We start from the raw sequence: 11,181 nt of genomic DNA on the forward strand, positions 1-11,181 counted from the left end.
GGGTGGGGGCCACCACCACGGCGACGGGCTGGCCGCGGAAGTGGACCTGGTCGTCCTGGAAGGCCCTCAACCTCTGGCCCGGCGGGTTGAAGTAGCCCCCAGGGTTGTCGAGGTAGGGCAGATGGGGGGCGTTGAGGTGGCTGATCACCTTGAGCACGCCCGGCTGGGCAAGGGCCGCCCCGGTGTCGATGCCGGTGATACGGCCGAGGCCGACGCTGCTGTCGACGACGACGGCGTGCACCACTCCCTTGGGGGCGTGATCGGCGGCGTAGTCCGCCGCGCCGGTGACCTTCAGCCGCCCGTCCACCCGGGACAGGGGCGCGCCCACGGCTGCCTGCGGCTGGGGGCTCACTTGCCACCTCCTACGATGCGCAGCTGACGTTCGACGGTGCGCTGAAGCAGTTCGATCTTGAAGCGGTTGTGCCGGAGCGGATGCGCCCCCTCGGCGGCGTGTGCGGCGGCCCTGGCCCACAGCCGGTCGGACGGTCGTCCGCCGATGAGCTGTTGTTCCACGGCGGGCAGCTTCCAGGGCACGGTGCCGACTCCGCCGGCGGCGACCTTCGCGTCCTGGATCACTCCCCTGCGGATGTGCAGGGCGACGGCGGCGGAGGTCAGTGCGAACTCGTACGACTGGCGGTCGCGGACCTTCAGGTAGCCGGACTTCAGCGGGCGCGGATGGGCGGGGATCTCCACGGCGGTGATCAACTCACCTGGATGCAGGGCGTGTTCGCGGTCGGGGGTGTCACCGGGCTGGAGCAGGAAGTCCGCGAGAGCCACGCTGCGCTCCCCGTCCGGGCCGAGCAGGTGCACCGTCGCCTCCAGCGCGGCGAACGCGACGGCGGCGTCGGAGGGGTGCGTGGCCACACAGTCCTGGGAGGTGCCGAGGATCGCATGGGTGCGGTTGATGCCCTCCAGGGCCCCGCAGCCCGTGCCGGGTTCCCGCTTGTTGCAGGCGGCGGTCACGTCACGGAAGTAGGTGCAGCGAGTGCGCTGCATGATGTTGCCGCCGATGGTCGCCATGTTGCGCAGCTGCGCGGACGCACTCAGCTCCAGGGCCTCGGAGACGACGGGATAGAGCTGTCTCACCTTGCGGTCGGCGGCGGCCTCGGCCATCCGGACCAGGGCTCCGATCCGCAGACCGCCGCGTTCGGTGACCGTGATGTCCCGCAACGGCAGGCGTGTGATGTCGACGAGGGTCCCGGGACGCTCGACGGTCTCGCGCATCAGGTCGACCAGGGTGGTGCCCCCGGCTATGTACCGCCCGCCGCGACGGCCGGCCGCCAGCGCCTCACGGGTGTCGGAAGCCTTCACGAAGGAGAAGGGACGCATGGCCGCACCTCACTTCCGGCCGGCGGTCTGCTCGACCGCGCGCACGATCTTGACGTAACAGCCACAGCGGCAGATGTTGCCGCTCATCCACTCCCGGATCTCGTCCGTGGAGCCGGTGTGCCCTTCCTGGATGCAGCCGACGCCGGACATGATCTGGCCGGGGGTGCAGTACCCGCACTGGAAGGCGTCCTGGTCGATGAACGCCTGCTGCAGCGGATGGAGTTGCTCGCCGCGCGCCAGGCCCTCGATGGTGGTCACCTCGGCACCCTCCAGCCGCACGGCGAGCGTCAGGCAGGAGTTGACCCGACGGCCGTCCACCAGCACCGTGCACGCACCGCACGCCCCGGCGTTGCAGCCCTTCTTCGTACCGGTCAGGTCGAGGTCCTCGCGCAGCAGGTCCAGCAGGGAGGTCCGGTTGTCGACGGTGACCGTGCGGCGCTTGCCGTTGATGGTCAGCGAGACCCGGCTGCTGGGCGCCTGCTTCTCGGCGTCCGACTCGGCCGCCGCCGCGGAGGAGCCGTCGAGCATGCCGCCGACGACGACCGCGCCTCCGACCGCGCCGGTGACCGCGATGAAGGTACGTCGGGACGGCGTCGTCAGAGTCTGAGCGGCTGAGGAGGAATGATCACTGGGTTCAGTAGGCATACGCAGTCTCTCGATTCGGCTGTGACTCCGGAGGAGGGTCGGCCCCCGGCGTGCAGGGGCGCGTCCCGGCTGGATGCACGGCGGAGACCCACCGGGCAACATGAACGGACGTTCAGAATATATCCTGAACCCATATTCACTTTGATGCAAGAGTGAACTTCACAGGCCACCGGGCCGGGCGGGAGGGGCGGTGCGGAGAGGTCAGGCCTGGCTTTCGGTCACGCCTGCGGCGGTCTCGCCGGCGCCCCAGCTCGCGAGCCAGCGCAGCGCCTCGGCGGACGGAGTGCCCGGCTCGGCCTGGAAGGTGATCAGTATCTGGTGGGGGTCGTCGGCCACACGGAACGTCTCGAACGACAAGGTGAGGTCGCCGACCAGCGGGTGGCACATGCGCGTGGTGCCGAAGCCGGTGTTCTGAACCTCGTACCTGGCCCACATCTGCCGGAACTCCGCGCTCCTGACCTGGAGTTCACCCACCAGAGCCGACAACCGACCGTCCTCGGGCTGACGGCCGGCCGTCATGCGCAAGTAGTTCACGACCTCTGCCGCCTTGCTCTCCCAGTTCACGAAGAGGTCCCGAAAGGCGGGCCGCAGAAAAACCAGACGTGCCCAGTTGCGCTCGTTCTCGGGCAACTCCGACCAGTCACCGAAAAGTGCTGCGGCCATGGCATTCCAGGCAACGATGTCAGAGCAGCCACCGATGACATAGGCGGGGACGTGCTCCATGGAATCGATGAGGTAGTTCAGGGTTTTCCGGACGCCCGCCGGCTTGAACGGCCCCTTCTTCTTCGTCTGCCGCCTCGGTCCGGCAAGATCGGCCAGGTGAAGGCGCTCGGCCTCGCTGAGGCGCAGAACCCCGGCGATCGCGTCGAGGATCTCCGCCGACGCGTTCTGCGCGTGCCCCTGCTCAAGGCGCGTGTAGTACGCCAGCGACACACCGGCCAGCTCGGCCAGCTCCTCACGGCGCAGCCCCGGCACCCGCCGGAACCGCCCCTGATCCGGCAACCCGACGTCACTGAGCTTGAGTCGGGCGCGGCGACTGCGCAGGAACTCGCTCAACTCCGCACTGCGCACCAGGGCCGCCCCGACGTCCCCGGCTGGTTCGGGCTCTTCGTTCATGGCCGCCAGTATCGACCTTGCGCGTGCGCCGGTTCCTGTCCTCACCAGTAGTAGAAAGCGCTTTCACAGACTGGGTGACCCCGCCCGGCGTCCCAGGCCCTGCCACCGCCCCTGCCTCACTGCAACTAAGAGGCTTCCAAGGCCTGTTCAGCCCAGATGATCTTCCCGGTGGGCGTGTACCGGGTGCCCCACCGCTCGGTGAGACGAGCCACCAGGAACAGCCCGCGGCCCCCTTCGTCGCTCAGGCGGGCACGCCGCAGGTGGGGCGCGGTGGCGCTGCCGTCGGCGACCTCGCAGATGAGCGCACGATCTCTGATCAGACGCAGGCGTATCGGGCCGGAACCGTATCGGATCGCGTTAGTGACCAGTTCGCTGACCACGAGTTCCGTGGTGAAGGCGGCCTCCTCCAGGCCCCAGGCACCGAGTTGCTCGTCCACCATGCGTCGGGTACCGGCCACGACCGCCGGATCGCTGTCGAGCTCCCACTCCGCGACATGGTCCCGGTCCAGACTTCTGGTCCGTGCGACCAGCAGGGCCACGTCATCGGTCGTGGGCCGTGCATGAAGGGTGTCGAGGGCCGCGTCACACAGCGCCGCCAGCGATCGCCCCGGCCGCTCCAGGGCCGCCCGCAACTCGTCCAGGCGGCTGTCCACATCCTGCTCGCGGGACTCGATCAGCCCGTCGGTGAACAGGGCGAGGACGCTTCCCTCGGGGAGGAGGAGTTCGGTCGCCTCGAACGGCAGGCTCCCCAGGCCGAGCGGTGGCCCCACGGCCAGATCGACGATCTCGGCCGTACCGTCCGGCCGTACGAGCACGGGGGGCGGGTGCCCCGCGGCGGCCAGCGTGCAGACCCGCGTGACGGGGTCGTAGACGGCGTAGAGGCAGGTCGCCCCGGCGCTCGACCCGCCGTCGGCGTCGGCCTCGTTCCCGGCATGCGTGACGACGTCGTCGAGGTGCGTGAGCAGTTCGTCGGGCGGCAGTTCTATGTCCGCGAGGGTGCGTACGGCCGTGCGCAGCTGCCCCATGGTGGCGGAGGCGGTGATCCCGTGGCCCACGACATCGCCGACGACCAGCCCCACCCGTGCGCCCGGAAGCGGGATCACGTCGAACCAGTCGCCCCCCACGTCCGCACCCGCGCCCGCGGGCACGTAGCGCGCCATGGTCTCCACGGCCGGATGGCGTGTCGAGGCCTGCGGCAAAAGGGTGCGTTGCAGCGCCTCCGCGATGCCGTGTTCGCGGGTGAACCGGCGGGCGTTGTCCAGGCAGATCGCCGCTCGGGCGATCAGGTCCTCGGTGACGATGAGATCGCCCTCGGAGAAGGGCTCACGTGCCGTGCCGCGCCGGAGGAACAACGCGAGGCCGAGAGTGACGCCGCGCGCCCGGACGGGTACGGCGATCAGCGAACGCGGGTCCCCCGGATCCAGGCTTCCGGCCGCCTGCGGATCGCTGCCGAACCAGTGCGCGATCTCCGAGGAGTCGACCCGAAGGAGTTCCGCCCGATCACCGCACAGACATCGAGCGAGGGGCGAAACGGGATCCAGCTTGCCGATCGGCGGGGGCCGCCGATCGCCCGCCGACCCCGGGGCCGGGTCCACCGCGGAGCGCAGTGCGACGACGGATCCGGGCAGAAGGGGTGCGGGAAGGTCGCCCTGGAACACGGCCTCCAGCAGATGAACGCTGACCGCGTCCGCGAAACGGGGCACCGCGACCTCGACGACCTCCGCCGCGGTCCCGCTCACGTCAAGGGACCTGCCGATCCGGGTGCGGGCCTCGCTCATGAGGGCCAGCCGTTCCCGGGTCCCGTACTGGCGGGAGTAGTCGTACGCCGCCACGGCCACCGCACGAACCACTCCGGCCGAGTCCTTCAGCGGAAAGAAGTCCGAGACCCACGCGTGCGCGTTCTCCTCGCCGGGTGCTCTGACGAACCGCTCCGTGGTCTCGGCCTCGCCGGTGGCCGCCACTCTGCGCACCCGTCGCACGTCCTCTTCCGTCGACGCATCCGGCACGGCCTCGGTGATGAGCAGACCCCGGACCTCGCTCTCCTCCCGGCCGGTCAGCCGGCACATGACCCTGTTGTTCCGGAGGATCCTGGCCTCGTTGTCGGTGATCCCGACAGCCGCCGGGAACTGGTCGTACAGCCAGGACAGCAAGTCACCCGAGTCCGTACCGTCCACGGTGGCACCGGCTTCACCCATGAGCAGGAACCCGACGGGCCGGCCGTCGACGACGAGTGCACGGATCTCCGCCGCCCTTGCCGGTGAACGGCCGCCCTGGTGCCGGGACACCGCCTCGGCGGTGAAGAGGTCGGACAGCCCGAGACCCAGGGCCTCCTCCGGCGGCCAACCCCACAGCGTCCGAGCCTCGGCGCTCCAGTGCGTCACCCTCCCGTCGGCAGCGGCGAAGGCGACAGCCACCAGGTCCCGGGCTGCCGCGAGCGGTCCCGGAGGGAGGCTGCCTGGTCCCTGTGCGTCTTCCGTCATAGCGCCTTGCCTAGGTCCGAACCACGTTGACGGCCCGTTCTCATCGTTCTCCTGGTGGCCGACCGCGGCAAGGCAGGAGGCGCCTCGGCCCCGAATTCCGCGCCCCCGGGGCGCTCCGGGCACTTGCAAGGTGAGTGACGGTTCACCATAATCATGAACCGTCATTCACCTTACGCAGAACCCACCTCGGGAGCTTTCGATGAACACAACGCTGTGGGTGTTCCAGTCCCTCCTCGCCGCCGTCTTCCTGACCGTGGGCACCATGAAACTCGTGCGCAGCAGAGCCCAACTGGCCTCCTCCTTCGGCTGGGTCGAGCAGTCATCCGACTCGTTCGTCAAGGTGAGCGGGCTCATGGACACTCTCGTCGGCCTCGGACTGATCCTTCCGGCGGCCACGGACATCGCACCGGTCCTCGTCCCGTTCGCCGCGATCGGCGGACTCGCGATCCTGACCGGCGGGACGGCGATCCACCTGCGCCGCTCCGAGACCTCCGAGGCTGTAGGCAACCTCGTCTTCCTCGTTCTGCTGGGCGTGATCGTGTGGGGCCGCTTCGGGCCCTACCAGTTCTGAGCCGCCCCACCGCTCATCGCACGGCCGACGGGTGCCGGGCCAGGGCGGTCACCGTCACGTCCATGTAGGGGAAGAGCGGCAGTCCCCACAGGATGTCGTTGAGCCGGTCGTTGTCGACGACGTCGAAGACGCTGAGGTTGGAGTACCGGCCGGCACAACGCCACAGGTGCAGCCACTCCCCCGCGTGCTGCAACCGCTGCGCGTACTCCTTCTCGGCGGCGATCGTCGAGGCGCGGACCTCGGGGTCCATGCCGGGCGGCAGGTTGACGGTCATCTGGACGGCGAAGAGCACGGCCGGCTCCCTTTTCTCGGAGGTGTCAGACGGTCTGGGCGAGCGCGAAGTCGTACCTGGCCTCGGTGGCACCGTCGGCGGTCGGCTTCGGTTCGAGGACGAGTTCGGCCTTGACCGCGGAGGCCACGTCGTCCTCGATGTGCTCGCCGCCCCGGAAGTACAACTGCGTGGTGAGCGACTCGTGCCCCGGCGCGGTCACCTTCACGTGGAGGTGGGCCGGGCGCCAGGCATGCCACCCCGCGGCGGCGATGAGCCGCCCGCAGGAGCCGTCGGTCGGGATCTGGTACGGCGCCGGCTGCACGGTGGTGACGGCGAAGCGGCCCTCGGCGTCGGTCGTCACGCTGCCCCGCAGGTTCCATTCCGGGATACCCGGGGCGAACTGGGAGTAGAGGCCGTCGTCGTCGGCCTGCCACATCTCCAGTACGGCCGCGGCAAGGGGCCTGCCCGACACGTCGGTGACCTGCCCCGTGAAGCACAGGGGCTTGCCGCGCTCGTCGGCGCGCGCCGGCAGGGTGGCGACGCTGGGCAGTTCCGGGGCCCCGGGCACGTAGTACGGGCCCTCGATCGTCCCCTTGCTGCCCTCGCGGGTGCTGTGGGCGACCTCCTCGACGACGTGCTCGACCCACACGTCGAGGAACAGGGGCCACTCGCCGTCCTGCCCGACGGAGATCAGCCAGGACTTGAGGGCGTCGTACTCCTGATACGTCACCTGATGGCGGCGGATGACCTCGTGCAGGGCCGTGATGACCTCCGTGGCGAGGGTGTTGACGCGTGCGGTGTCGGCGTACGGGGCGCTCGGGCCGTTCTTGTCGGTGAGGAAGCGCTCGGTGGCCGAGGCGCCGGATGCGGCGGCGGTGGCCTTCAGGGTGGTGTCGGACATGGGGATACGGCTCCTTCGGTAGGTCGGGGGTGGGGGTCACTGGTCCTGGCGGTAGCGGCCGAGCTTGTCCTCGTCGACCGCGACGCCCAGACCGGGCAGGGTCGGAACGGCGAGGGTGCCGCCGCTGATCCGAAGCGGTTCGGTGAGCAGGTCGTCGCTCATGTCGAGGTAGTTGGACAGCTCGCCGGCGCGGCGGGACGAGGCGGCGTGGGCGGCTCCGAAGGCGAGGGTGCACACGGTGCCGAGCTGGCCGTCGATCTGGTTGCCCATCACCACCTCGGCGCCCATCCCCTCGCACTGGAACAGCACGCGCTGGGACTGGGTGAAGCCGGTGCGGGCGGTCTTGATGCTGATGGCCGTGGCGGCACCGTCCAGAAGGGAGCGGGTGACCTCGGCCGGGGTGGTGGCGGACTCGTCCGCCACGAAGGGGACGGGGCAGTCGCGGACCAGGCGGCGCCGGCCCAGGACGTCGTCGGCGGGGCAGAGCTCCTCGGCGAGCGTGATGCCCAGGGTGTCCAGCTCGCGCAGGGCGGCGGCGGCTTCGGAAGGGGTCCAGCCCCGGTTGCCGTCGACGTACAACTCGGCTTCCGCACCGAGGACTTCACGCACGGCCCGGCACACGTCGAGATCGTCGCGCACGGGGTGCCGGCCGACCTTGACCTTGAAGACGGTGATGCCGTACGTGTCGCGCATCCGCTCGGCCTCGTCGGCCATCCGCCGCGGTGCGTCGAAGCCGAGCATGTGGCTGACCCGCATGCGGTCGGTGTAACCGCCGAGCAACCGGCCGACCGGCTGGCCGAGGGCCTGGCCGACGATGTCCCAGAGGGCCATGTCGATGGCCGACTTGGCGGCCGGGTTGCCGACCGTGCGGTGCAGCAGGCCGTGGACGCGTTCGCGGGCCCAGGCGTCCACGCCGAGGAGCTGCGGTGCGAAGACCTTCTCGATCACCCCGATCACGGATGCCTGGGTCTCGCCGTAGGTGAAGGGCCGGGGCGGGGCGTCGGCCACTCCGGTCAGTCCCTCGTCGGTGTGCACGCGCACGAGCACGTGCTCCGCGGTGTGCACCGATCCGCTCGCGAACTTCAGGGGCTTCGTGTACGGGATGGAGTACGGGACGGTCTCGATCGCCGTGATCTTCACGGGGCGCCTCCCGTGATCCGCCGGATGAGTCCCTCCGTATGCCTGGCCACCCCGAGCAGCCGTCCCACCCGGTCGGGATGACCGACGAGTTGCAGTCCGAGCGGCATGCCCTCGGCGTCGCGGTGGCCGGGGACCGTGACCACGGGCAGGCCGAGCAGCTGCCAGGGGCGGCTGAGCACCGGGTCGCCCGTGGCGGCCAGGCCGTGAGGCGCCGGACCGGGGGCCGCCGGGCCGAGGATGGCGTCGGTGGTCTCCAGGAGCCGGAGCATCCGCGCCCGGACGACGTACCGGAGCTCCAGCGCCGCCGTGTGATCGCTTGCTGAGGTGTTCCGTCCTCGGGTCAGCAGGTCCCTCAGTGGATCACTGAGGAACTCGGGGCTTTCCGCCTCGTCGGCGAGGGCCCGGGCGGCTTCGTAGGCCATGACGGTGGCGTGGGCATCCGCGAGCCGGCGGGTCAGGCCGCTGTCGCCGAGGTCGCCGACGGCCGCGCCTTCGGCCGCGAGGGACCGTCCCGTGCGCTTCAGCGCGTCGAGCATGGCCCGGTCGACGGGGGCCGGACCGGTTCCCGGCCACAGCAGGAGCCGTAGGTGTCGCGGGGCCTCGGCCTGCGTACCGTCGACCGCCCGCACGGCCCGGGCCAGTTCGGTGACGTCCGCCGCGAGCAGTCCGGGTGCGTCAAGAGTGGGGCTCAGGCCGGTGATACCCGTCGTCGGCCATGCGCCGACGGGCGCGACGTATCCGGCGACGCCGCAGTAGGAGGCGGGACGGGTCAGCGATCCCGCCGTCTGCGATCCCAGGGCCAGCGGCACCACACCGGCCGCGACGGCGGCGGCCGAGCCGCTGGAGGAGCCGCCCGGAGTGTGGCGGGGGTTGTGGGGATTGCGGGTCGGGCCGGGCTGGAAGTAGGCGAACTCGGTGGTGACCGTCTTGCCCAGGGGAACGGCCCCTGCCCCGCGCAGTCGGTGCACCAGCCAGGCGTCACCCGTGGCGATCCGGCCGCGTCGCAGGGCGGAGCCGCACTCCGTGGGCAGTCCGGCGACGTCGATGATGTCCTTGACGCCGAACGGCAGGCCCTTCAACGGCCCGTCCACGGACCGCCCGGCCGCGGCGCGTGCGCCGTCGGCGTCGACACGGACCCAGGCGCGGATCTCCGGCTCGGTCTTCTCCAGCCGGTTCAGCGCGTCCTCGACCGCCGACGCCCCGGTCATCGCGCCGTTCCCGGGAGTGTGGCCTCGAGCCGGTGGAAGGCCCGGTTGAAGTAGACGAGGCTCTGCCCGCCCGAGCGGGTGCGGATCTGCTCCAGTTCCACGAACAGCACGCTGTGGGAGCCCCTCGCCACGGTGTCCTTGATGGTGCCGACGGCGGTCACCAGAGCGTCCTTGAGGACCGGTACGTCAGGGGTGTGGTCCCAGATGTCCCAGGTGAAGCGTTCGGCCATGGGCACCTTCGTCGCTCCGGCGAAGTGCATCGCCAGTTCCTGGTGTTCGCCGCCCAGGACGTTCACGCACACCCGCCCGTTGGCCTGGAAGACGTCGTGCATGGCGCTGGACCGGTTGACGCAGACCAGCAGGGTCGGTGGGTCGTCGGTCACGGAGCAGACGGCGCTGAGCGTGATGCCGCAGCGGCCGTTCGGCCCGTTCGTGGTCAGGATGTTGACGGCCGCCGGGAGATGCGCCATGGCTTCCCGGAACTCGGCCTGGTCGGGGATCACGGCGGTGCCGCTCCTCTGCTGCTCGGGTCGGATCGCGTTCACCACAGCTCCACCACCAGTCGCGGAGACTTGGCGCGGGAGACGCAGGCGGCGATCTGGTCGCCGGCCGCCTTCTCCTTGACGGACAGGCAGTGGTCGCGGTGGTCGGGTTCGCCCTCCAGGACCCGCAGGACGCAGGTCCCGCAGATGCCCTCGCGACAGGAGGTGTCCAGGGGCACCCCGGCCGCCTCCAGCACCTCGGCGATGCTCTTGTCCGCCGGCACGGTGTGGACCTCGCCGGTGTCGAGTTCGACCTCGAAGCTGTCGCCCCCGGTCGGTGCCGTACCGGCCTGGAACAACTCGCGGTGGACGTGGTCCTCGGGCAGCGTGCGGGCCGCGAGGGCGGCCACCTGGTCCATGAAGCCCTCGGGGCCGCAGGTGTAGACGTGGGCGCCGGCCGGCAGCGTCGACAGTTCCGCGGCGAGCAGGTCGGCCGTGGCTTCCCTCCCCAGGCCGAAGTGGAAGACGGCCCGGTCCGCGAAGGCGCTGGACTCGATCAGCTCGGCGAAGGCCGCTCCGGCCCGCTCGCTGGCCACGTAGTGGAGCCGGAACTCCGCTCCCCGGGCGTGCAGTTCGTACGCCATGGCGAGGAGCGGGGTGATGCCGATCCCGGCCCCCACCAGATGGTGCTCCCCCTGCTGGGGGGCCAGGCCGAAGAGTTGCCGGGGCGTGCCCACGGTCAGTTCGGTGCCGGGTTGCACCTTGTCGTGGAGGGCCTGGGAGCCGCCGCGGGAGTCCTCCTCGCGCTTGACGGCGATGGTGTAGGCGCCGGCGTCGTCGGGCGGACCGCACAGGGAGTACGGGCGGGTGATCCCGGTGGGTCCGGTCACGTCGACGTGGGCGCCCGCGGGGTAGGGGTCGAGGGGGGTTCCGTCGGTGCGGACGAGCCGCAGGACCTTGACGGTGGCGGTCTCCTCGACGGTCTCGGTGACGGTGACGGTGACAGGGAACATCCGTCTGCCTTCGGTGTCGTGAGGG

Annotated in this window: 11 protein-coding genes and 1 pseudogene; 1 reads left to right on the forward strand and 11 read right to left on the reverse strand. The window is 70.6% G+C overall.

The genetic code is table 11. The features are described 5' to 3' along the window. The 5 genes and pseudogenes from ACFULQ_RS28040 to ACFULQ_RS28060 form a co-directional block, all read right to left on the reverse strand. Positions 1-352, reverse strand: a pseudogene (locus ACFULQ_RS28040) (xanthine dehydrogenase family protein molybdopterin-binding subunit); the annotation flags it as partial. Next, the gene (locus tag ACFULQ_RS28045) at positions 349-1,329 is read right to left on the reverse strand and encodes an FAD binding domain-containing protein (protein ID WP_383548828.1); all 981 of its coding nucleotides are present in this window, start codon (positions 1,327-1,329) and stop codon (positions 349-351) included. The gene ACFULQ_RS28045 and the pseudogene ACFULQ_RS28040, both read right to left, overlap by 4 nt. 9 nt (positions 1,330-1,338) lie before the next feature. Further along, complete coding sequence (locus tag ACFULQ_RS28050) at positions 1,339-1,974, reverse strand: (2Fe-2S)-binding protein (protein WP_383548831.1); 636 nt, start codon at positions 1,972-1,974, stop codon at positions 1,339-1,341. Between the two features lie 201 nt (positions 1,975-2,175). Beyond that, a complete protein-coding gene (locus ACFULQ_RS28055; protein ID WP_383548833.1) occupies positions 2,176-3,090 on the reverse strand; it encodes a helix-turn-helix domain-containing protein in 915 nt (304 codons plus the stop codon). 125 nt (positions 3,091-3,215) lie between these two features. Continuing rightward, positions 3,216-5,570 carry a SpoIIE family protein phosphatase gene (locus ACFULQ_RS28060; protein ID WP_383548835.1) on the reverse strand — a complete coding sequence of 785 codons (2,355 nt, stop codon included), beginning with the start codon at positions 5,568-5,570 and terminating at the stop codon, positions 3,216-3,218. Positions 5,571-5,769: 199 nt separating this feature from the next. On the opposite strand from ACFULQ_RS28060, the gene ACFULQ_RS28065 reads away from it, so the two are divergent. After that, positions 5,770-6,141, forward strand: coding sequence for a DoxX family protein (locus ACFULQ_RS28065; protein WP_383548838.1), 372 nt, complete (start codon positions 5,770-5,772; stop codon positions 6,139-6,141). 13 nt (positions 6,142-6,154) lie between these two features. Here the strand turns inward: ACFULQ_RS28065 and catC are convergent, their stop codons facing one another. Genes catC through ACFULQ_RS28095 form a run of 6 tightly spaced genes read right to left on the reverse strand, consistent with a single transcriptional unit; the run spans position 6,155 to position 11,156 of the window. After that, positions 6,155-6,433, reverse strand: a complete 279-nt coding sequence (catC, locus tag ACFULQ_RS28070; protein ID WP_383548840.1) for a muconolactone Delta-isomerase — start codon at positions 6,431-6,433, stop codon at positions 6,155-6,157. A 25-nt stretch (positions 6,434-6,458) separates the two neighbouring features. Then, the gene (gene catA, locus ACFULQ_RS28075) at positions 6,459-7,313 is read right to left on the reverse strand and encodes a catechol 1,2-dioxygenase (RefSeq protein ID WP_383548843.1); all 855 of its coding nucleotides are present in this window, start codon (positions 7,311-7,313) and stop codon (positions 6,459-6,461) included. A 36-nt stretch (positions 7,314-7,349) separates the two neighbouring features. Next, positions 7,350-8,453, reverse strand: coding sequence for a mandelate racemase/muconate lactonizing enzyme family protein (locus tag ACFULQ_RS28080; protein ID WP_383548845.1), 1,104 nt, complete (start codon positions 8,451-8,453; stop codon positions 7,350-7,352). Further along, positions 8,450-9,661: an amidase gene (locus ACFULQ_RS28085; RefSeq protein ID WP_383548848.1), complete on the reverse strand. Its 1,212-nt coding sequence runs from the start codon at positions 9,659-9,661 to the stop codon at positions 8,450-8,452. The genes ACFULQ_RS28080 and ACFULQ_RS28085 overlap by 4 nt, the downstream gene beginning before the upstream one ends. Continuing rightward, entirely contained in the window at positions 9,658-10,206 is a 549-nt protein-coding gene (locus ACFULQ_RS28090; RefSeq protein ID WP_383548851.1) for a flavin reductase, read from the reverse strand. Before ACFULQ_RS28090 ends, ACFULQ_RS28085 begins: the two co-directional genes overlap by 4 nt. Then, positions 10,203-11,156 (reverse strand): PDR/VanB family oxidoreductase, encoded by a 954-nt coding sequence (locus ACFULQ_RS28095; protein ID WP_383548854.1) that lies wholly within the window; start codon positions 11,154-11,156, stop codon positions 10,203-10,205. The genes ACFULQ_RS28090 and ACFULQ_RS28095 overlap by 4 nt, the downstream gene beginning before the upstream one ends. Positions 11,157-11,181: the final 25 nt, after the last annotated feature.

It is taken from the genome of Streptomyces sp. NPDC057253, assembly GCF_042669125.1.
Classification (GTDB): domain Bacteria; phylum Actinomycetota; class Actinomycetes; order Streptomycetales; family Streptomycetaceae; genus Streptomyces.

Bases quoted from the DNA above. Each gene is read 5' to 3' on its own strand.
- ACFULQ_RS28045 (WP_383548828.1), bottom strand. From the start codon at position 1,329: ATGCGTCCCTTCTCCTTCGTGAAGGCTTCCGACACCCGTGAGGCGCTG.
- ACFULQ_RS28050 (WP_383548831.1), bottom strand. From the start codon at position 1,974: ATGCCTACTGAACCCAGTGATCATTCCTCCTCAGCCGCTCAGACTCTG.
- ACFULQ_RS28055 (WP_383548833.1), bottom strand. From the start codon at position 3,090: ATGAACGAAGAGCCCGAACCAGCCGGGGACGTCGGGGCGGCCCTGGTG.
- ACFULQ_RS28060 (WP_383548835.1), bottom strand. From the start codon at position 5,570: ATGACGGAAGACGCACAGGGACCAGGCAGCCTCCCTCCGGGACCGCTC.
- ACFULQ_RS28065 (WP_383548838.1), top strand. From the start codon at position 5,770: ATGAACACAACGCTGTGGGTGTTCCAGTCCCTCCTCGCCGCCGTCTTC.
- catA (WP_383548843.1), bottom strand. From the start codon at position 7,313: ATGTCCGACACCACCCTGAAGGCCACCGCCGCCGCATCCGGCGCCTCG.
- ACFULQ_RS28085 (WP_383548848.1), bottom strand. From the start codon at position 9,661: ATGACCGGGGCGTCGGCGGTCGAGGACGCGCTGAACCGGCTGGAGAAG.
- ACFULQ_RS28095 (WP_383548854.1), bottom strand. From the start codon at position 11,156: ATGTTCCCTGTCACCGTCACCGTCACCGAGACCGTCGAGGAGACCGCC.